Source organism: Virgisporangium aliadipatigenens (assembly GCF_016863615.1).
Classification (GTDB): domain Bacteria; phylum Actinomycetota; class Actinomycetes; order Mycobacteriales; family Micromonosporaceae; genus Virgisporangium; species Virgisporangium aliadipatigenens.
This window is the reverse complement of the sequence record NZ_BOPF01000007.1, coordinates 1-19,177: the sequence shown is the minus strand read 5'-3', so window position 1 is coordinate 19,177 and position 19,177 is coordinate 1. Positions and strand designations below refer to the sequence as shown.

The following is a 19,177-nucleotide window of genomic DNA, read 5'->3' as shown; positions in this document are numbered from 1 at the left end:
TGTCAGTCGCGCACGGTCAGCTCGGCCAACTCCACGAGCACCTGCCGGAGGTCACCGGAACGCTCGTAGGCCTGCCGCTGCCGGTCCGCGCCGGTGCCCTCGGCGCGCAGGTGGGCCAGCCGGTCGACGACGAGTTCGAGGTCGCCGTTGTGCAGCAGGGCGGGGCTGATCGTCGCGAAGAACTCGTTGACCATGTCCCACGCCGGGCGCGCCTTCCCCAGCCGCAGGTCGATGAGATTGCGGGACAGCCCGTGGCGGGCCGCGTGCCAGTGTGCCGCCGTGGTGACGCACTCGCGTGGCATCGACGCCGGGAGCCCGGCCCGGATCTCGGTGACGGCGCTCGCGACGGCCGCCCGGACGAGCGCGACGGTGAGCACCGTGTCGTCGACGGTCGGACACACGTCGCCGATGCGCACCTCGACGGCCGGGTAGGTCGGGGACAGCCGGGCGTACCAGTAGACCATCGACGCGTCCAGCAGCACGCCGGCGGTGATCAGTCCGGTGACGGTCTCGTCGTACTCGCCGGCCGACTCGAAGTACGGCGTGGGCCCCAGCGCCGGCCACCGCTGCAGCTGCACGGAGCGCCAGCTGGCGTGCCCGGTGTCCGCGCCCTCCCAGAACGGCGAGTTGGCCGTCATCGCCCGGACGACCGGCAGCCACACCTGCAGGTGGTTGCAGACCCGCACGGCGAGGTCGCGGTCGGCGACCCCGATGTGGACCTGCAGCCCGCACACGGCGGGGTCGCGGGCGACCGGCCCGTACCGTTCGGTCATGGCGCGGTAGCGCGGCTCGGACGGCGTCGTCAGGTCGGGCTCGCCGATCGGCGTCGCCCCGACGGCCACCAGGCTGGCACCGGTGGCGGCCGCCGCGGCGGCGGCCGCGCGGCGCAAACCGAGCAGTTCGTGGCGCAGCTCCGTCAGGTCGGTGCCGAGGCCGGTGAACATCTCGATCATGCTGCGCCGGACCTCCAGGCGGCTGCGGTCCCGCACGGCCACCGGGAGCGCGTCCGTCACCTCCTCGGCCACCGGCAGGTTGATCCCGGTCTCCGGATCCAGGAGCAGGAACTCCTCCTCGACCCCGATCGTCAGCCGGTCCGGATCACCGGTGTCGGCGTCGTCCCCGACCGTGCGCAGAAGACTGGTCATTGCGCCAACCATTCGTATTTTTGTTGATTAGTGCGGTTCGGGCCGATGCTCTGCCCGCCGCGACGCGCCTCAAACGTCCGACAGGCGCACCGGGCGCAGCAGTTCCGGGCCGCTCGTGCGGCCGATCCGGTGCAGCAGCACGCCCTCACGCAACGCCCACGGGCAGATCTCCACCGTCTCGACACCCAACGCGTCCATCGCGGTCTCGGCGACGACGGCCCCGGCGAGCAGTTGCCGGGCCCGTTTACGGCTGACCCCGGGCAGGCGGGCGCGTTCGGCCGGGCTCATCGCGGCCAGCTTCGGGATCCACCGGCGCAGTTCGCGCCGGCGCAGCACCCGCGCCCCGGCGAACCCGCCACGCCCGGGCTCCCCGGCGAAGCGGGCCAGCTGGGTGAACGTCTTCGACGTCGCCACCGCCCGGGACGGCCGGCGGCCCCGGGCGAGGTGCCGCGCCGCCGGTTGGACGATCTCCCGCACGAGGCGGCGCAGCCGCTCGACCTGCCGCCGGCCGGCCGGATGTTCGCGCAGGTGGCTGCGGGTCAACCGGCCGGCGCCGACCGGCAGCGAGACCGACACCGCCGGGTTCTCGTCGCTGCCGCGCACGATCTCCATCGAACCGCCGCCGATGTCCAGCACCAGCAGCCCGTCCGTCGACCATCCGTACCACCGGTGCGCCGCGAGGTAGGTCAGCCGGCCCTCGTCCTCGCCGCTGAGGAAGCCGACCTCGATGCCGGCCCCGGCGCGCAGCGCGTCGACGATCTCCTTCCGGTTCGCCGCGTCGCGCACGGCGGCCGTGGCGAACGGCACCAGTTCGGCCACCCCGCGCTCGCGCGCGACGTCCAGCATCGCGCACACCGCCGCGACGGCGTGCCTGATCCCCGCGGCGCTCACCACCCCGTCGGGTCCGGTCGCCTTCGCGAGGCCGGTCGGCGCCTTCTCCCGGTACACCGGAAGCGGTGGCGCCCCCGGGCCCGCGTCGACCACCCACAGGTTCACCGACTGGGAACCGAGGTCCAGCACACCCCATCGCACGGAGCACCCACTACCCGGGTGGCGTCGATCTACGCGCTCAGTACAGGCAGCGCAGCACCACGACGGTGCGTTCCGGCACGTCGACCCGCTCGCCGGCCTTGGCGTTGCTGCCGCGCTCGGGCGAGGCCAGCAGCGGATCCGCCGTGTCCACCACGAACTCCCACGAACTGCCGTACTCCTCGCCCGGCAGCGTGAACGCGACGTCCGACGCGCCCGGGTTGAACAGCAGCAGGAACGAGTCGTCGACGATCTCCTCGCCGAGCGCGTCCGGCTCCGGGATGCCGCGCCCGTTGAGGTACACGGCGACGGTGTCGCCCTTCCAGTCGTCGTCGTTCATCGGGCCGCCGTCGGAGGCGCGCAGCCACGCGATGTCGGTGACCCCGCCGACCTCGTGGCCGTCGAAGAAGCGCCGCCGGCGGAACACCGGATGTTCGGCGCGCAGGCGGGTGAGCTGGGCGACGAAGTTGGTCAGCGACTCGTGTTCCCGGCCACCCGTCCAGTCGATCCAGCTCAGCTCGTTGTCCTGGGCGTACACGTTGTTGTTGCCGCGCTGGGTGCGGCCGAGTTCGTCGCCGTGGGAGAGCATCGGCACGCCCTGCGAGAGCAGCAGGGTGGTGAGCATGCCGCGCACCCGCCGGGCGCGCATCGCCACGATCTCCGGGTCGTCGCTCGCCCCCTCCGCGCCGGTGTTCCAGGAGCGGTTGTGGCTCTCGCCGTCGTTGCCGTCCTCGCCGTTCGCCTCGTTGTGTTTGTGATTGAACGACACCAGGTCCTGCAGCGTGAAGCCGTCGTGCGCGGTGACGAAGTTGATGCTGGCGATCGGCCGCCGCCCGTCGATCTCGTACAGGTCGGGCGAACCGGTGAAGCGCGTCGCCAGTTCGCCGAGCACACCCGGCTCGCCGCGCCACACGTCGCGCACGGTGTCGCGGTAGCGGCCGTTCCACTCCGTCCACAGTGGAGGGAAGCCGCCCACCTGGTAGCCGCCGTCGCCGACGTCCCACGGTTCGGCGATCAGCTTCACCTGGCTCACGATCGGATCCTGATTGACCAGGTCGAAGAACGCCGCCAGCCGGTCCACCTCGTGGAACTCCCGCGCCAGCGTCGCGGCCAGGTCGAAGCGGAACCCGTCCACGTGCATCTCGGTGACCCAGTACCGCAACGAGTCCATGATGAGGCGCAGCGACTCGTGATGCCGCACATTGAACGAGTTACCGGTGCCGGTGGTGTCGTAGTAGTAGCGCTTGTCGTCGTCGACGAGGCGGTAGTAGGCGGCGTTGTCGATGCCCCGGAACGACAGCGTGGGCCCGAGATGGTTGCCCTCGGCCGTGTGGTTGTAGACCACGTCGAGAATCACCTCGATACCGGCCCGGTGCAACGCCTTCACCATCGTCTTGAACTCCTGCACCTGACCGCCCTGGTGCCGGAACGACGCGTACCCGTTGTGCGGGGCGAAGAAGCCGATCGTGTTGTAGCCCCAGTAGTTAGACAGCCCCTTCTCCACCAGTCCCCCGTCGTGCACGAACTGGTGCACCGGCATCAGCTCCACGGCGGTGACGCCCAGCCGCTTGAAGTGTTCGAGCATCACCGGGTGGGCCAGTCCCGAGTAGGTGCCGCGCACGTCCTCGGGGATCTTCGGGTGCGCGTTCGTCGTCCCCTTCACGTGCGCCTCGTAGATCACCGTCTGGTGGAACGGGATGCGCAGCGGCGTGTCGTTCGCCCAGTCGAAGAACGGGTTCACCACGACCGATTTCATCGCGTACGGCGCGGAGTCGAGGTCGTTGAACGAGTCCGGGTCGTCGAACCGGTACGAGAAGAGCGCCTCGTTCCACTCGATCCCGCCGTCGACGGCCTTCGCGTAGGGATCCAGCAGCAGCTTGTGCGGATTGCAGCGCAGCCCGGCACCGGGGTCGAACGGCCCGTGCACCCGGAACCCGTAGCGCTGCCCGGGACCGACCCGCGGCAGGTAGCCGTGCCAGGTCAGCGCCTCGCGTTCGGGCAGGTCCATCCGGGTCTCGTTACCGGCGTCGTCGAACAGGCACAGCTCGACCCGTTCGGCCACCTCGGAGAAGAGCGCGAAGTTGGTGCCGCCCCCGTCGTAGGTCGCACCCAGCGGATAGGGCGAACCCGGCCACATCGACATCCGAACCCCAGTCATGATCGAAATCGCGGACCCCAGAGTTTCCCCGTTCCGCCCGCGCCAAACACGAATAGTTCCGCTGAACGGGGTAGCACGCGACGCGTGGACGTGCGGGCGAAACGGTCGATTCTCACCCTTCCCGGGCTGCTGCTCGGCGCCGGGCTCGGCGGGTTCGTGGACGGGATCCTGTTGCACCAGATCCTGCAGTGGCACCACCTGCTCACCGGCACCGCCGACGACCGCGTCGGCATCGCCCACTACCCGCCCGACACGGTGCACGGCCTGCGGATGAACACCCTGTGGGACGGGCTGTTCCACACGCTGACGTGGCTGCTCGTGCTGGCCGGGCTCGGGCTGCTCTACGCCCGGGTGGGCAGGGACCGCGGGCGGGTGTTCTCCTCCCGGGCGCTGTGGGGGCGGGTGGTGGCCGGCTGGGGACTGTTCAACCTGGTCGAAGGGCTGGTCGATCACCAGGTGCTCGGCATCCACCACGTGCGCGAGGGGCCGGACCGGCTCTGGTGGGACCTCGGTTTCCTGGCTCTGGGCGCGCTGCTGGTCGCCGCCGGGTGGCTGATCGCGCGCGGCGCGGACGGGGATCCGGCGTGACCGCCGCCCGGCCGGTCCGGCGCGGGCCGCGCGGGTGAGCCACGCCGGGCCGGTCTTCTTCCTCCCGGCCGCCGTCGGGGTCGCCTATCTCGTCCTGGTGCGGCAACCCTGGCCGCGGTGGCGGACGGCCGCCTTCCTCGCCGGCCTCGCCGTGACGACGCTCGCCCTGGCGTCCCCGTTCGGGCCCGGCCTCGACGGGCACATGGTCGAACACCTGCTGCTCGGCATGCTCGCGCCGCTCGGCCTTGTTCTCGGCGCGCCGGTGACGCTGCTGCTGCGGGCCCTGCCGCCGCGGCGTGCCCGCCGGTTCAACCGGCTGCTGCGCACCCGACCCGCGCGGCTGCTCACGCACCCGGTGACGGCGCTGCTGCTGACCTCCGGCGGGCTCGCCGTCCTGTACCTGACCCCGCTGTACGGCACGGTGCCCGCGCCGCTGGTGCACGTTCACCTGCTGGCGTCGGGCTACCTCTTCGCCTGGGCGATCGCCGGGCCGGATCCCGCGCCGCACCGGCCCGGGGTGCCGGCCCGGCTGGTCGTTCTCGGCGTGGCCGTGGCCGTGCACTCGGCCGTCGCGCAGCTGCTCTACGCCGGCGTGCTGCCGTACCCGGACGTGCCGGCGGCCGAGCGCCGGGCGGCCGGCGAACTCATGTACTACGGCGGCGATCTCGTCGAGATCCTGCTCGCCGTGGCGATGCTCAGCGGCTGGCGGCGGCCGCGCTCACCACGGGACCGGGCCGTTGTCGTCGTGGAACCCGGCCGTCGGGCGTTCGGCCTGCGTGGCGAGCTTGACGATGATCGCCGCGCCCTCCGCCGCGGTGCGGGGCAGCTCCATCCCCAGCGCCGTCGCGAAGTCGGTGCCGCAGGGGCCGGGGGCGATGGCGTTCACGGTGATGCCGTCGGGGCCCAACGACTTGGCGTACTGGACGGTCAGCATGTTCAGCGCGGTCTTCGACACCGGGTAGCCGAGCACGCCGGGCATCCGCGCGAAGTAGTGCGCCGGGTCGGTCATCCAGCCGAGTGAGCCGGTGCCGCTGGAGACGTTGACGATGCGCGCGTCCGCCGAACGGCGCAGCAGCGGCAGGAACGCCTCGGTGACCCGCACGACGCCGAAGAGGTTCGTCTCGAAGACCTGCCGCAGCACGTCCTCGGCGGCGTCGCCGACGCCCTGGCCGGCCCGCCCGCCGGAGATGCCGGCGTTGTTGACGAGCACGTCCAGCCGCCCGTACCACTCCTCGACGGTCCGCGCGGCGGCCCGCACCGAAGCGGCGTCGGTGACGTCCAGGACGACCGGCCGGCCGCCGATCCGTTCCGCCGCGATCTTGCCCTTGTCGTGGGCGCGGGCCGCGACCACCACCGTCGTCCCGTGCCTGGCGAGCCCCTCGGCCGCCGCGAACCCGATTCCCTTGTTGGCCCCGGTGACCAGGGCGATTCTCTGTTCGGACACGCTGTCGATCCGATCACCACGCCCGCCGGCGCACCAAGAACGATCCGGCACGGACCGATACGTTGGGGGCATGGATGACGTCGAGACCCGGGAGCTGCGTTACTTCGTCGCCGTCGCCGAGGAGCTGCATTTCGGCCGGGCCGCCGACCGTCTCGGCATCGCCCAGCCCGCGCTGTCGCGGACCGTCCTGCGGTTGGAGCGCCGCCTCGGCGTTTCCCTGCTGGAACGCACGAGCCGCAGCGCGCGGCTCACCGTCGCCGGGGAGGTGCTGCTCGGCGAGGCCCGCATCGTGCTCGACGCCGTCGGGGCCGCCACCCGGCGCACCCGGCGGGCCGGCGCGGCGCGGGGGCGGCTCGTGCTCGTGCTCAAACCCGGCGGCGACGCCGGCCTGCTGCCGCGCATCCTCGCCGACTACGGCGCGGACCCGGACGCCCTGGAGGTCGAGCTGCTGTTCAGCATCGGCGAGCGCGCCGCGATGATCCGCGACGGCCGCGCCGACGTGGGCCTGCTGCACCACCCCCAGAACGACCTGAGCGGCCTCGATGCCGAGCAGCTGCACACCGAGGAACGCGTCGTGGCGCTCGCCGAGGACCACCCGCTCGCCGCGAAGGACGTGCTGTACCTGGCCGATCTCGCCGGCGAGCCGCAGCCGCACTGGCCGGAGGCCGCACCCGGCACCGCCGCGAACGGCCCCCTCGTGCAGGACGTCGGCCAACTGCTGCAGCTGGTGGCGGTCGGTCGCGCCGTGGCGCTGGTGACGGAGTCGGCGGCGCGGCGGCCGTTCCAGGGGGTGGTGTACCGGCCGGTGCCGGACGCGCCGCCGACGACCACGGTGGTGGCGTGGTCGTCGGGAAGCCGGTCGCGGCAGGTGGCCGCGTTCGTCGCGTCGGCCGTGCGCTGTGCCGCCGCCGCCAGCAGTTAGCGGAACGCCTCCACCGCCCGCCGCGCCCAGTCGGCGAAGCTGCCGGCCGGGCGGCCGAGCACCGTGGCGACGTCGGGGCTGATCCTTCGTTCGGCCGCGGTGGGTGTGCCGAGGATGGCGAGCGTCCCCTCGACCACCGCCTCCGGCATGAAGCGCGACAGCTGCGCCCGCGCCTCGTCCACGCTCTGCTCGACGAAGCGCACCGGCTCCCCCAGCGCCTCGGCGATGGCGCCCGCCCGCTCCCGTGGCGTCACCGCCGCCGGCCCGGTCAGTTCGTACACCCGGCCGGCGTGCCCGTCGTCGAGCAGCGCCGCGGCGGCCACCCCGGCGATGTCGGCCGGGTCCACGCTCGGCAGTCCCACGTCCCCGAACGGCGCCGCCACCGTTCGGGTCGTCCGCACCGACTCCGCCCACGCGAACGCGTTGGTGTGGAACCCGCCCGGCCGCAGGATCGTCCACTGTGGAGCGTGCTGCCGCACGGCCGCCTCGATGGCCCGCAGCGGCGCGTGCGACGCCGATTCCGGCCGCGTACCGGCCGCCTGCGAGGAGAGCAGCACCACGCGTGCGAACCCGCCGGCGGCGAGCAGCGCGCCCGCGTCGACGTGCGCGCCCGCGCCGCTCACCAACAGGAACAAGGCCTCCGCCCCGTCGAACGCCGCCCGCAGGCCGTCCGGCGAGGAGAGGTCGGCGCGCACGTGCGGCACGCCCTGCGGGCCGTCGCCCCGCGACACGGTCCTGACCTTCGCGCCCGCGTCCAGCAGTGCGCGCACCAGTGGGGCACCGACGTTTCCGGTCGCCCCCGTCACCACGATCGTCATGCGCGGAACGCTAACAGCGCCGGGATAGTAGGTACCTAGAGGAAAGTGGCTATCCTCTGGGACGTGACAGATCCCGAGCAGGCCTGCCCGATCGCACCCGTCGTGGACATCGTGTTCAGCCGGTGGACGACGCCGATCCTGTGGAGCCTCCACGAGTTCGGCCGCCAGCGCTTCGTCGAGCTCGAACGCCGCATCGCCGGCATCACCCCGAAGGTGCTGACCCAACGGCTGCGCCAGCTCGAACGCGACGGACTCGTCATCCGCACCTACCATCCCGAGGTGCCGCCCCGGGTCGAGTACGAGATCAGCGAACTGGGTCTGAGCCTGGCTCCCCTGTTCCACCATCTGACGCAGTGGGCGGTCACCAACCTCCCGCACGTCGACGCGGCCCGCACCACCTACGACGCCGCGTCACGGTAACGGGCGAACGCGGGTTAGACCCGCACGCACCCTGGGTACGCCATCGACGGAGAACAACCGCTGTGATGGACAAGGAGCGTGTGACCGATGGCGGAGCGCAACGAACGTCAGACCAGCCCCGACGCCGCGACGGCAGCGGGCAAGGTGCTCAACGACCCGCAGGCGACGAAGGAGGACAAGAAGGCGGCCGGTAGCGCCCTGTCCCAGACGCCGTCGCGGGACGACGACGACCGCCGCTGACGCCGTTACGCGGCAAGGGCCGCGCACGTGACGTGTGCCCTCCGGATTCACAAGCAGTGGGGCCCTACGCAGGTTTTCGAGCCGTTTCACCTGCGTAGGGCCCCACTATTTGCCGGCTCGGCGTTTATTCCGAGCGTGAACCGGCGTCGTTTGCGAGGATGCGGGCGATGACCGCTTACATCTCACACACCACAGTGGACTGTGCCGACGCCTACACCCTCTCGAAGTGGTGGGAGGTCGTGCTCGGCTACAGCGAGGATCCCGACGACCCCAACCTGCCGGGCCACGAGGAGTGCATGATCTACTCCGCGGACCGGTCGCACCGGATCCTGTTCATCGAGGTGCCCGACACCAAGCAGGTCAAGAACAGGATCCACTTCGACCTGCGCCCGGCCGACGGCACGCGCGACGAGGAGCTGGCGCGGCTGCTCGCACACGGCGCGAAGGAGCTGTACGACACGCGCAAGCCGGACGGCACGGGCTGGGTGACGCTCGCCGACCCGGCGGGCAACGAGTTCTGCATCCTGCGCAGCGAGGGCGAACTGGCCGCCGCTAGGCAGTGACCCGCTGCTCGCGCACGAAGCGCAGGGCGGCCTCGACGTTCGGCACCGTGACGGTGCGCACGCCGTGCTCGTCGTCGGTCGCCGCGATGCGGTCGGTCGCCATCCTCCCGATCGCGCTCGGCGGCGGCACGAACACCTGCGTCATGCAGCCCGCCGCCATCGTGCGCGGGAACTGCGCGGCGAGCCACGCGTGGTCCTCCGCCCGCATCGCGCCGGCCGCGCCGCTGATGTCGGTGACGGCGTAGCGCAGCCGGTACCTGACGACCGCCTCGACGCCGGCCTGCACCGCCCTGCGCCGGCGCGGGTCGCCCATGTCGCCGTGGTAGGTGGACAGGAGGTAGCTGTCGCGCAGGTTCGCGACGGCGGTGCCGATCCCGGGGACGTCGAAGAGGCTGATCACGTCCGGGTCGCCGGTGGGCGTCTCGGTCCAGCGTTCGGCCCGGTGGTCCTCGGTGGTGAACGCCGACACGATGGCCGACAGTTCGGCCGACGCCTCGGCCAGCTCGGTCGCGGCGGCCCGCGCCCGGGCGACCCCCTCGGTGGTGGCCTGCGCGTCGGCCGCCACGGCGGTGATGGTGCCGGCGATGTCGGTGACGCCGCGGGCCGCCAGGTTGACGTTCCGGTTGATCTCGCCGGTGGTGGCGGTCTGCTCGTCGACGGCCGAGGCGATGGCGGTCGAGTGGCCGTTGATCTCGTTGATCACGTCGGCCATCTCGCGCATCGCGGTGGCCGCCGAGTCGGCCGCGCGCCGGATGCCGTCGATACGGGCCGAGATGTCGGAGGTGGCGTTCGCGGTGGCCTGGGAGAGGTCCTTGACCTCGTTGGCCACGACGGCGAAGCCCTTGCCGGCGTCGCCCGCCCGGGCGGCCTCGATGGTCGCGTTGAGCGCGAGCAGGTTGGTCTGCCCGGCGATCGAGGTGATCAGGCCGATGACGGTGCCGATCTCGCTGCTGGAGGCGCCCAGCTGGGCGACCGCCTCGTCGGCGCTGCGCACCAGCGTGGTGGCCTCCCCGGCGACCCGGGCCGCCTCGGCGGCCGAGCCGGCGATCTCGTTGATCGACACGCCCATCTCCTCGGACGCGGCCGAGACGGTCTGGACGTTCTCGGTGACGTCGCCGGCCGCCGCCGAGACGGCGCCGGCCCGGGAGGAGGAGTGGCCGGCGATCTCCGCGATGCGGTCGCTGGTCGCCGACAACAACGCGGAGGAACTGGCCACGACGTGCGTCTTGGCCTTGAGCCGGCCGAGGCGCTCGCGCAGCATCGCGACGACGTCGTCGAGTTGTGCCGCGACCCGGCCGAACTCCCCCGCGCCGCGCACCCCGGTGGCCCGGCTCAGGTCGCCGTCGGCCACGGCGGTCAGCACGTCGGAGATGCCCCGCAACCCGTCCGAGACCGGGCGGGCCAGGTAGGCGCCGAGAGCGAGCGCCGCGCCGAGCCCCACGACGAGAACGGCCACCAGCGCGCCGGTCGCGCCCGGTGACGCGAGTGCGACGCCCGCCACGACGGCGGCGACCGCCCAGGTGGCCACGACCACCAGGAGGAACCTGGTCCTGATGCTCAAACCGGCCACGCGGGGCCTCCATCGTCTGTCCGGGGAATGCACCGCGGATCGACCCGCCCGGCGCCGACTTGAGCGCGGATCCTCCGAATCACCCCTTCGGCGGAGGCGGCCCCGGCCGGTGATGCGGCGGCGGGGGCGCGATGGTGCCGACCCCCGGCGCCTGCCCGGGCCAGACCAGCAGGACCGGGCAGGCGGCGTGATCCACCACGAACCGGGTCGGCGGCGCGAGGCTCTTCGGCCCCAGCCGGGCGCGGTCCCCGTCCCGCACGACCACGAGCAGATCGGCGTCCGCGCAGGCCGCGGTGACCTCGCGTTCGGCTCGGCCGCGCAGGAGCAGGCGCGCCGCGGGCCGGCCGAGGCGGGCGGCCGCCGCGTCCAGCAGCTCCCGCTCGGCCGTCTCGGCGGCGGCACCGGCGGCCGCGACGGGATCCGGCCGGTGCCGCCCGCGACCGAGCAGCCCGGCGTGCGCCGCACCGATCCCGGCCGCCAGCGCGGGGTCGACGACGTGCAGCAGCACCACCTCGGCGCCGGCCGGGGCGTGCGAACGGGCGGCGTCGACGGCCGCGTGCCAGGTGCCCTCGGCGAGCCAGACCATGACCTTCATGAGACCCCCGACATTTCCAGAACGGCCCACAGCGCCGCCACCCCGGCGAGGAGACACGCCGGCACCGACAGCGCCCCGAGCGCCAGGAACTCCCGCGTGGAGGGCGCCGCGTCGTGCCGGTGCAGGATCTGCCGCCACAGCAGGGTGGCGAGCGAGCCGACGTAGGTGAGGTTCGGCCCCACGTTGACGCCGATGAGCACGGCCAGCAGCAGCCCCGGGCTGTGCGCCGCGGCGGGCACCAGGACGAGGGTGGCGGGCACGTTGTTGATGACGTTCGACAGCAGCGCGGCGAGGAACGCGGTCAGCAGGAGGCCGGCGAACGTGGCGCGCGCCGGTGTCCACGCCGCGGCGAGGGCGTCGAGCCCGTGCCGCCGCACGGCCAGCACCACGACGGACAGCGCGAACACGAACGCGCAGAACGCCGGATCCAGCTCCCGCAGCAGCGACACCGCCTCCTTCGGCACACGCCGCACGCGCGGCACCGCGAGCAGCAGCGCCCCCGCGGCGGCGACGAGCGCCGGATGCACCCCGAGCGGCTCGGCGAACGGGAAGCCGAGCACCGTCAACCCCAGCACGGCCAACGCGTAGCGCGGCGGCCGCGCGGACAGCGGCGGCGCGGGTCCGGCCGGCACGGTCAGGTCCGCGGCGAAGAAGAGCCGGAACACCACCCACTCGACGGCGAGCACGGCCAGCCACGGCAGCGCCATCAGCCCCGCGAACGCCGCGAACCCCAACCCGCTCGCCGCGAACGCCAGCAGGTTGGTGAGGTTGGAGACGGGCAGCAGCAGCGAGGCGGAGTTGGCCAGATGCGTGCAGGCGTAGACGTGCGGCCGCGCCCGCACCTCGAGGCGGGCCGCCGTCGCGAACACCACCGGCGTCAGCAGCACCACCGTCGCGTCGAGGCTCAGCACGGCCGTGACGGAGGCCGCGACGGCGAACACCGCGCCGAGCAGCCGCACCGGCCGGCCGGCACCCGCGCGGGCCGCCACCGCCGCCGCGTACCGGAACACGCCGTGCGCGTCGGCGAGGTGCGCGAGCAGCAGCACCGCCGCGAGGAAGCCCACGGTCGGCGCTAGTTCCACCACGTCCCGCCACGCCGCGCCCAGCGGCACGAGGCCCGCGAGGACGGCGAGCGCGGCGGCCGGCACGGCGGCGACCGCCTCGGGCAGCCCGGCCGGGCGGGCCACGGCGAACCCGAGCACCGCGACCAGCAACCCGACGGCGATCACGATCTGCACGAACGGCAGCGTAGGGCGAGTCCGCGGGTCGCGCGCGGCGACCTACCACCCGACCGTCGGCCGAACCGTCAGGGTGCGGCCACCACCCGCATCCCCTCGCGCACCCCGGCGCCGGAGATCTCGACCACGCCCCGGCTGACGAGGCCGACGGTCACGGCTACCGGCGCGGCGTCGGGCGGCTGCACGGCGTGGCTGCCGTCGGGCAGGTCGATCACCGCGTTCACCGGGACGGTCAGCACGCCGAGGCGGCTGCGGCCGGCGATGTCGACCGTGACCTCGACGCCGTCCGGCAGCTGCGCGGCGTCGGGCCGGTCCGCCACGACGGTCACGGTGGCCGTGCGCCGGCCGTCGCCGTGCTGCCCGAGGGGTTCGACGGCGGCGACGCGGCCGGGCAGTTCGGTGCCGCCCGGCAGGCGAACGATCGCGCCGCCGCCGTCGCGCACCGCGTCGACGTCGATCGCCGGCGCCCGGACGGTCACCACCCGCGCGGCGGAGACCACGGTCATCAGGGCACCGGACGCGGCGTCGCCGGCCCGGGCCAGGGGCACGTCGACCCGCACCGCGCCGGGTGCCACGGCGATGTCGCCGACCTCGAGGCGCCCGTCCGCGTCGAGGCCGTTGTCGCGCTGCCACTGCCGGAGGGCGTCGATCACCGCGGCGGTGAGCACGCCGTCGCCCTCGCGCACAGCCACCCGCACCCGGCGGGTCTCGCCGTCGGTGGAGACCTGGGTCAGCGCGTCGGCGCCGTCCACCACCGCACCGGGCCCCGGCTGCGGGCCGACGGGATAGCCGAGCGCGCGCAGGTTGTCGACCACCAGCGCGACGTCCCGCCCGACGGTGCCGGGGTCCGACAGGGTGCGCGTCAGCGTGGGGCTGCCGAAGAAGAGCGGCACGGCCGCGCCGTCGAGGCGGTACAGGACCTGACCGCGGTCGATCGTCGCGCCCGCCGGGGGCAGCCACGTCACCACGCCGGCGCGGCCGTTCACCACTGTCCGGGGAACGCCGACACCCCACGTACCACTCATCGAGCGGCCGGTCGACAGGTCCCCGCGGGTGACCACGGCGGTCGGTACCGTCGACGCCGGCCCACCGTTCGCGCGGCCGCCGGGGTCCCGGTGCGGGTACATGGCGGCGCCGGCCGCCACGACCACGACGACGGCGGAGAACGCGTACACCGGCAGCCGGGCGTGTCCGCGCCGCGCGAAGAAACGGTCGACGGGCATCCCGCGATCCTGGCCGAGGAATGTCAAGGAAATGTCGAGGCGCGAATTTCTTTAGTGAATACCGAGGCATTCAGTGCAACAACTCTTCGACCCCGCGGAACTGACCCTAATATTCGCGCCGTGGGGGAACACGTGTTCGTCGCCGACGACGATCAGGAGCACGCCGAAATCGTGCGCGAGTACCTCGAGTCCGCCGGGTACCGCACGACCGTCGCGCCGCACGGCCGGGATCTTCCGGACCAGGTACGACGCATCGACCCGGACCTAGTCCTGCTGGACATGACGTTTTCCTCAGTAAACGGCCGCGACGCGTTTCGTACCCTGCTGCGCGAGTCGTCGGTCCCGGTGATGATCCTTACCGACCTCGCGGCGCCGGACGATCCGGGACTCGACCTGGCATCCGCCGACGACTATCTCACCACCCCCTTCACCCCCGCTGAGCTGCTGTTACGCGTCCGCACTCTGCTGCGGCGCGCCGGCCGGGGGGCCGATCCCGCGCGCCTGCGCGTCGGCGACATCACCGTCGACACGACCCGCCGCACGGTGACCGTGGACGGCCGGCCGGTCGACTGCACGCCCGCGGAATTCGCCATCCTGGAGGCGATGGCCCGCCGGCCCGAGCAGATCTTCTCGCGGGCGCAGTTACTGCGGCGTAACCCCGGACGCGACCACGACGCGGCCGATCGCGTGGTCGACACGCATATTCTCCACTTACGCCGCAAGATCGAACCGAATCCGCGCCGCCCCACCCGGCTGCTCACCGTCTACGGGATGGGATACAAGCTGGTGGACGGCGGTGCGTGAACCGATATCGGTGCCCCGTCGGCCGGATTTTTTGCCGTAATTCGTGACCCGAACTATCGGGGCCCCGGGCCGGTGCGGCACCCGGGGCGGTGACGGCGATCGCCACGTCGGAGGCGGGGTACGACCGGAAAGTTTCACGCCCGCGCCGCCCCCGACCGGGCGCGGGCCCGCGTGAGCTTCCGTTTCATCGAGATCTGACTATCGTCGGGCGGCATGAGGCGACTGCTCGCCGCGGCGGCGACCGGGCTGCTGCTCCTCACCGGCCTGGCACTGGCCAACCCCGCGACCGCTGCCGCCGGGGTGCGGATCATGCCGCTCGGCGACTCCATCACCGACGGGTTCAACGTGCCGGGCGGCTACCGGATCGACCTGCTGCCGAAGCTGACCGCCGCCGGGTACCAGGTCGACTTCGTCGGCTCGCAGTCGAACGGGCCCGCCGCGCTGACCGACCGCGAGCACGAGGGCCACTCCGGCTGGCGCATCGACCAGATCGACGCCAACATCGTCTCCTGGCTCCGCACGTACACGCCCCGCACCGTGCTGCTGCACATCGGCACGAACGACATCATCCAGAACGCCGGCGGCGCCTCGACCCGCCTCGCGAACCTGGTCGACCGGATCACCGCCACGGCGCCGGAGGCGCGGGTGTTCGTGGCGACGATCGTGCCGCTGCCCTCGTCGGCCTCGGCGGTCAGCGCCTACAACGCGACGATCCCGGGCATGGTGCAGGCGCGGGCGAACGCCGGCAAGCACGTGTACCTGGTCGACATGTTCGGTGCGCTGGGCGCGAACGACCTCGCCGACGGCGTCCACCCCAACGCGGGCGGCTACGCGAAGATGGCGACCGCCTGGTACAACGCCCTGCGCGCCGTCCCGGACAGCCTGACGCCGGGCGCCTCCGCACCGCCCTCCTCCGCCCCGGCGTCCTCCCGACCGCCGTCGTCGGCCCCCGCGTCCTCGCCGCCGCCGTCGTCGAGCCCCGGCACCGGCGGCGCGTGCACGGCGAGCGTGCGCGTGGTCAACAGCTGGGGCGGCGGGTTCCAGGCCGAGGCGACCGTGCGCAACACCGGCGGCGCCACCATCACCGCCTGGACGGCGCGGTTGACCCTCGCGAACGGGCAGAGCATCACGAACCTGTGGGGCGGCACCCCGAGCGCGAGCACCGGCGCCGTCAACGTCCGCAACGCCGGCTACAACGGCACCATCGCCCCGAACGGCAGCACCACCTTCGGCTTCGTCGCCAACGGGGACGGTTCCACCGCGCCGGCCGTCACGGGATGCACCAGCCCCTGACGCGGGGCGCCCGCGCCGCCTACCGCTTCTCGAGGGCGAACACCTGGTGGGTGGCGCGCGGGTTGCAGTCCGCCTGTACCAGCGGCACGCCGCTCTGGCCGCTGCCGTCCCGCACGCCGACGCAGTACCGCGCCCCGGACACCGAACGCAGCCGGTACCCGGCCGCCGGCGCGTTCACCGCCTCGAACGTGAACCGCTGATCCGGCCGGCCGTCCCCGCACTCCCGCGCCGCGAACGCCAGCCCGGGCGCGACGCCGCCGTAGTCGACGGTCACGCACGCGGTCCGGTTGCCCCCACGTTCCAGCAGGATGCGGTATCCGCCCTGCGCCACGGGCTCCACCCGCAGCGGCGGCGACGCCGAGGCACACGGGTGCTGCCCGAGAACCGTGCGGGCGTTGTGGCGCCCCGACTCCGGCCCCTCGCCGACGCAGAGGCCGCTGTGCGCAGTCCGGATCCGGTACACGCCGCCGATCGCGGCCGGCCCGCCCGACGGCGACGCCGCGGCCGACGGGGTGCGCGCCGCCGACGGGGCCGGCGGCTCGGCGGCGACGACCGCGCCCTCCGAGGCCGCGAGGCTCAACGGCGGGTCGGAGGGGACGCTCGCGGTCGGCCGCACCGAACCGGTGGGGCTGAAGACCGGCGCGCCCGCGTGCGACGCGCGCTCCGGCCCGCCGCGCACCAGCACGACCGCGGACGTCACGGCGATCAGCGCCAGCGCCGCCACGCCGGAGACCGCGGCGGCCGCGACGATGCGGCGCCTGCGCTCCAGCGCGGGATCGACCCGAAGGACGTCCACTGTGGACAGCACCACGGTCCGGTCGTTGTCGGCGCCCCGGTAGCCGCGGGCCGCCTCGACGTAGGCGTGCTCGGCGCCGAGCGCCTCCGGGCCGAGCCGGCGCAGCACCTCGAAGTGGCGTTCGGCCTCGGTGGTGTGGCCCAGCTCGTGGGAGACCACGGCCAGTTCGTAGGTCATCGACAGCAGCAGCTGGTGCGAGTCGCCGTGCATGCGGCGGCCGGCCTCCAGCGCCGGTTCGAGCACGCGGCGGGCCGCGAGCAGCGCGCCACTGCGGCGGTGCAGGCCGGCCAGCAGGTACGAGGCGGCGAGCACGTCGAGGTGGTCCGCACCGAGCCCGGCCTTGGCGGCGTCGACGGCTTCGGTCAACGCGGCCGCGGCGCCCGACGGATCACCACCGGTCGCCCGGGCCTCGGCGGCGTGCACGGCGGAGGCGAGCTGTACGGAGGCGGTCACGTCGAGACATCGTGCACGCTAGATCACCGGAGCGCTACCCCTGTCCTACCGAAAAGCCTTGAGCGACAGGGCGTTCCAGTCGGTCCAGGTGCGCAGGCGGCGCTCGTAATCGGCGGTCACGGCCGGCAGGGACCGTCCGAAGAGGACCCTGGACGGCGGCTGAGCTGCGTCGACGAGTTCGAGGATCGCCGCACGGGTGGCCACCGGGTCGCCGACGTCCCAGACCGGCATGTCGTTCTCCCGGACGGCGTCGTAGGCGGCGAGCGGGGCGCTGTGCCGCGACGTGTCCGCGAAGCCGGTCGCGTAGGGGCCGGGCTCCAGGGCGGTCACGTGGATGCCGAGGCCGGCGACCTCCTGCCGCAGCGACTCGCTCAGCCCCTCCAGAGCCCACTTCGACGCGTGGTAGGCGCCGATCCCGGGGAACGCCACGACCCCGCCCTCGCTCGTCACCTGCACGATGTGCCCGCCGCCCCGGGCCCGCAGCACCGGCAGGGCGGCCTGGGTGACCCAGAGCGCACCGAAGAAGTTCGTCTCCAGCTGGGCCCGGATCTCCTCCTCGGTCAGCTCCTCCACCATGCCGAAGTGCCCGTAGCCGGCGTTGTTGACCACCACGTCGAGCCCGCCGAACGTCTGCGCCGCGCGCCGCACCGCCGCGAACGCGGCCGTCCGGTCGGTGACGTCGAGGGTGAGCGGGAGGATCGCGTCGCCGTGCCGCGCGGCCAGGTCGGCGAGGCGGTCGCGGTCGCGGGCCGTGGCCGCCACCCGGTCGCCGCGCTCCAGCGCCGCCTCGGTCCAGTGGCGGCCGAAGCCGTTCGCCGCACCGGTGATGAACCAGATCTTGTTAGCCATGGCCCCATCGTGCGTCCGCCGAGGCATGCGTACCAACGAGGAGTGTGCATAGCAGCCATGCGGTTCTCGCATACCCTGTGGGCATGGCGGAGGTGACGCTGGTCGGGTTGCGGGTGGTGCGCGAGGTGGCCGACACGGGGTCGTTCACGGCGGCGGCGGAGGCGTTGGGCTACACGCAGTCGGCGATCTCGCGCCAGGTGGCCGCCATGGAGGCCGCGGCCGGCACGGCGCTGTTCGAGCGGTTCGCCCGCGGGGTGCGCCCGACCGCCGCCGGGGCCGTGCTCGCGGCGCACGCGGCCACCGTGCTGGGCGCCGTGGACACGGCCGAGCGGGACCTCGCCGGGCTGCGGGACCGGTTGGCGGGGCGGTTGCGGCTGGGGGCGTTCCCGGCGGCGGGGGCCGTGCTGGTGCCGCGCGCGCTGGCCCGGCTGCGGGCCGCACATCCGGGCCTGGCCGTCACCATCGAGGAGGGCGCGACGCCCGCGTTGCTGTCCCGCCTGAGGTCCGCGCGGCTCGACGTGATCGTGATCGGCACCGGCCAGGGCCTTCCCGACTACGATCTGGGGGAACTGCGTCAGCACCCGCTCGTCACAGACGACCTGCGCGTCGCGGTCCCGTCGACGCACCGCCTCTCCCGCAAGGCCCGCGTCACGCCGGCCGACCTGAGCGCGGAGACCTGGATCGTCGGCCGGGGCGCGCGCGGCGAGCCCCAGTTCGGCGCCTGGCCGACCCTGGCGGACCCGAGAATCGGGCACACCACGAGAAGCTGGACCACCCGGCTCGGCATGGTCGCCGCGGGCCTCGGCGTGGCGCTGCTGCCCGGGATCGCCGCCGACTCGGTGCCGCGCGGCGTGACCGCGGTCCGGGTGCACGACCCGGCATGGCACGGCCGCACCGCGACGGTGCTCACCGCGCAGGCCCCGTCGGTGGCCGCGCGCGCGGCGGTGCGGGCACTGCGGCGCGCGGCAGCCGCCCTGGGGGACGCGGACCCGGCAGCGGAGCCGGAATGACGCGCAGCGAATGGAGCGC

The 19,177-nt window shown here is 73.5% G+C and carries 19 protein-coding genes and 1 pseudogene; 9 read left to right on the top strand and 11 right to left on the bottom strand.

The genetic code is table 11. The features are described 5' to 3' along the window. Nucleotides 1–2: 2 nt before the first annotated feature. The 3 genes from Val02_RS10730 to glgX form a co-directional block, all read right to left on the bottom strand. Entirely contained in the window at nucleotides 3–1,145 is a 1,143-nt protein-coding gene (locus Val02_RS10730; RefSeq protein ID WP_203898830.1) for a carboxylate-amine ligase, read from the bottom strand. Nucleotides 1,146–1,214: 69 nt separating this feature from the next. Continuing rightward, nucleotides 1,215–2,177 (bottom strand): Ppx/GppA phosphatase family protein, encoded by a 963-nt coding sequence (locus Val02_RS10725; RefSeq protein ID WP_203898829.1) that lies wholly within the window; start codon nucleotides 2,175–2,177, stop codon nucleotides 1,215–1,217. A 37-nt stretch (nucleotides 2,178–2,214) separates the two neighbouring features. Next, nucleotides 2,215–4,317, bottom strand: coding sequence for a glycogen debranching protein GlgX (gene glgX / locus Val02_RS10720; RefSeq protein WP_203899148.1), 2,103 nt, complete (start codon nucleotides 4,315–4,317; stop codon nucleotides 2,215–2,217). A gap of 99 nt (nucleotides 4,318–4,416) precedes the next feature. Between glgX and Val02_RS10715 the strand changes: the two genes are divergently transcribed. Both Val02_RS10715 and Val02_RS10710 read left to right on the top strand, forming a co-directional pair. After that, nucleotides 4,417–4,920 (top strand): DUF2243 domain-containing protein, encoded by a 504-nt coding sequence (locus Val02_RS10715; RefSeq protein ID WP_203898828.1) that lies wholly within the window; start codon nucleotides 4,417–4,419, stop codon nucleotides 4,918–4,920. Nucleotides 4,921–4,954: 34 nt separating this feature from the next. Beyond that, nucleotides 4,955–5,620, top strand: a pseudogene (locus Val02_RS10710) (cytochrome c oxidase assembly protein); the annotation flags it as partial. Between the two features lie 18 nt (nucleotides 5,621–5,638). On the opposite strand, the gene Val02_RS10705 reads toward Val02_RS10710, so the two are convergent. Next, on the bottom strand, nucleotides 5,639–6,364 hold the full coding sequence (locus tag Val02_RS10705) for an SDR family NAD(P)-dependent oxidoreductase (RefSeq protein WP_203898827.1): 726 nt from the start codon (nucleotides 6,362–6,364) through the stop codon (nucleotides 5,639–5,641). A gap of 70 nt (nucleotides 6,365–6,434) precedes the next feature. Here Val02_RS10705 and Val02_RS10700 point away from each other — a divergent pair, with 70 nt between their 5' ends. Continuing rightward, the gene (locus tag Val02_RS10700) at nucleotides 6,435–7,286 is read left to right on the top strand and encodes a LysR family transcriptional regulator (RefSeq protein ID WP_203898826.1); all 852 of its coding nucleotides are present in this window, start codon (nucleotides 6,435–6,437) and stop codon (nucleotides 7,284–7,286) included. Here the strand turns inward: Val02_RS10700 and Val02_RS10695 are convergent. Further along, on the bottom strand, nucleotides 7,283–8,104 hold the full coding sequence (locus Val02_RS10695) for an SDR family oxidoreductase (RefSeq protein WP_203898825.1): 822 nt from the start codon (nucleotides 8,102–8,104) through the stop codon (nucleotides 7,283–7,285). The genes Val02_RS10700 and Val02_RS10695 overlap by 4 nt on opposite strands. Nucleotides 8,105–8,167: 63 nt before the next feature. Between Val02_RS10695 and Val02_RS10690 the strand changes: the two genes are divergently transcribed. The 3 genes from Val02_RS10690 (at nucleotide 8,168) to Val02_RS10680 (ending at nucleotide 9,327) form a co-directional block, all read left to right on the top strand. Next, on the top strand, nucleotides 8,168–8,524 hold the full coding sequence (locus tag Val02_RS10690; protein WP_203898824.1) for a winged helix-turn-helix transcriptional regulator: 357 nt from the start codon (nucleotides 8,168–8,170) through the stop codon (nucleotides 8,522–8,524). Between the two features lie 87 nt (nucleotides 8,525–8,611). Then, nucleotides 8,612–8,764, top strand: a complete 153-nt coding sequence (locus tag Val02_RS10685) for a hypothetical protein (protein ID WP_203898823.1) — start codon at nucleotides 8,612–8,614, stop codon at nucleotides 8,762–8,764. Between the two features lie 167 nt (nucleotides 8,765–8,931). Next, nucleotides 8,932–9,327: a VOC family protein gene (locus Val02_RS10680; protein ID WP_203898822.1), complete on the top strand. Its 396-nt coding sequence runs from the start codon at nucleotides 8,932–8,934 to the stop codon at nucleotides 9,325–9,327. On the opposite strand, the gene Val02_RS10675 is transcribed toward Val02_RS10680, so the two are convergent. The 4 genes from Val02_RS10675 to Val02_RS10660 all read right to left on the bottom strand — a co-directional run bounded on the left by Val02_RS10675 (nucleotide 9,317) and on the right by Val02_RS10660 (nucleotide 13,953). After that, nucleotides 9,317–10,897 carry a methyl-accepting chemotaxis protein gene (locus Val02_RS10675; protein ID WP_203898821.1) on the bottom strand — a complete coding sequence of 527 codons (1,581 nt, stop codon included), beginning with the start codon at nucleotides 10,895–10,897 and terminating at the stop codon, nucleotides 9,317–9,319. The two genes, Val02_RS10680 and Val02_RS10675, sit on opposite strands and share 11 nt — an antisense overlap. 79 nt (nucleotides 10,898–10,976) lie before the next feature. Beyond that, nucleotides 10,977–11,492, bottom strand: a complete 516-nt coding sequence (locus Val02_RS10670) for a putative universal stress family protein (RefSeq protein ID WP_203898820.1) — start codon at nucleotides 11,490–11,492, stop codon at nucleotides 10,977–10,979. After that, on the bottom strand, nucleotides 11,489–12,730 hold the full coding sequence (locus tag Val02_RS10665; RefSeq protein WP_203898819.1) for an ArsB/NhaD family transporter: 1,242 nt from the start codon (nucleotides 12,728–12,730) through the stop codon (nucleotides 11,489–11,491). Before Val02_RS10665 ends, Val02_RS10670 begins: the two co-directional genes overlap by 4 nt. A 68-nt stretch (nucleotides 12,731–12,798) precedes the next feature. After that, nucleotides 12,799–13,953, bottom strand: coding sequence for an RND family efflux transporter (locus Val02_RS10660; RefSeq protein ID WP_203898818.1), 1,155 nt, complete (start codon nucleotides 13,951–13,953; stop codon nucleotides 12,799–12,801). Nucleotides 13,954–14,085: 132 nt separating this feature from the next. Here Val02_RS10660 and Val02_RS10655 point away from each other — a divergent pair, with 132 nt between their 5' ends. Together Val02_RS10655 and Val02_RS10650 are read left to right on the top strand one after the other, a co-directional pair. Then, nucleotides 14,086–14,757 (top strand): response regulator transcription factor, encoded by a 672-nt coding sequence (locus Val02_RS10655; RefSeq protein ID WP_239152691.1) that lies wholly within the window; start codon nucleotides 14,086–14,088, stop codon nucleotides 14,755–14,757. Nucleotides 14,758–14,970: 213 nt separating this feature from the next. Further along, on the top strand, nucleotides 14,971–16,050 hold the full coding sequence (locus Val02_RS10650) for a cellulose binding domain-containing protein (RefSeq protein WP_203898817.1): 1,080 nt from the start codon (nucleotides 14,971–14,973) through the stop codon (nucleotides 16,048–16,050). Between the two features lie 19 nt (nucleotides 16,051–16,069). Here the strand turns inward: Val02_RS10650 and Val02_RS10645 are convergent, their stop codons facing one another. Further along, entirely contained in the window at nucleotides 16,070–17,299 is a 1,230-nt protein-coding gene (locus Val02_RS10645; RefSeq protein ID WP_203898816.1) for an RICIN domain-containing protein, read from the bottom strand. Between the two features lie 45 nt (nucleotides 17,300–17,344). Next, nucleotides 17,345–18,148 (bottom strand): SDR family NAD(P)-dependent oxidoreductase, encoded by an 804-nt coding sequence (locus Val02_RS10640; protein WP_203898815.1) that lies wholly within the window; start codon nucleotides 18,146–18,148, stop codon nucleotides 17,345–17,347. A gap of 83 nt (nucleotides 18,149–18,231) precedes the next feature. Here Val02_RS10640 and Val02_RS10635 point away from each other — a divergent pair, with 83 nt between their 5' ends. Continuing rightward, entirely contained in the window at nucleotides 18,232–19,158 is a 927-nt protein-coding gene (locus tag Val02_RS10635; RefSeq protein WP_203898814.1) for a LysR family transcriptional regulator, read from the top strand. The last annotated feature ends 19 nt before the right edge of the window (nucleotides 19,159–19,177 follow it).

Bases quoted from the DNA above. Each gene is read 5' to 3' on its own strand.
- glgX (WP_203899148.1), bottom strand. From the start codon at position 4,317: ATGTCGATGTGGCCGGGTTCGCCCTATCCGCTGGGTGCGACCTACGAC.
- Val02_RS10660 (WP_203898818.1), bottom strand. From the start codon at position 13,953: ATGCCCGTCGACCGTTTCTTCGCGCGGCGCGGACACGCCCGGCTGCCG.
- Val02_RS10670 (WP_203898820.1), bottom strand. From the start codon at position 11,492: ATGAAGGTCATGGTCTGGCTCGCCGAGGGCACCTGGCACGCGGCCGTC.
- Val02_RS10650 (WP_203898817.1), top strand. From the start codon at position 14,971: ATGAGGCGACTGCTCGCCGCGGCGGCGACCGGGCTGCTGCTCCTCACC.
- Val02_RS10700 (WP_203898826.1), top strand. From the start codon at position 6,435: ATGGATGACGTCGAGACCCGGGAGCTGCGTTACTTCGTCGCCGTCGCC.
- Val02_RS10680 (WP_203898822.1), top strand. From the start codon at position 8,932: ATGACCGCTTACATCTCACACACCACAGTGGACTGTGCCGACGCCTAC.
- Val02_RS10640 (WP_203898815.1), bottom strand. From the start codon at position 18,148: ATGGCTAACAAGATCTGGTTCATCACCGGTGCGGCGAACGGCTTCGGC.
- Val02_RS10635 (WP_203898814.1), top strand. From the start codon at position 18,232: ATGGCGGAGGTGACGCTGGTCGGGTTGCGGGTGGTGCGCGAGGTGGCC.
- Val02_RS10730 (WP_203898830.1), bottom strand. From the start codon at position 1,145: ATGACCAGTCTTCTGCGCACGGTCGGGGACGACGCCGACACCGGTGAT.
- Val02_RS10695 (WP_203898825.1), bottom strand. From the start codon at position 8,104: ATGACGATCGTGGTGACGGGGGCGACCGGAAACGTCGGTGCCCCACTG.
- Val02_RS10685 (WP_203898823.1), top strand. From the start codon at position 8,612: ATGGCGGAGCGCAACGAACGTCAGACCAGCCCCGACGCCGCGACGGCA.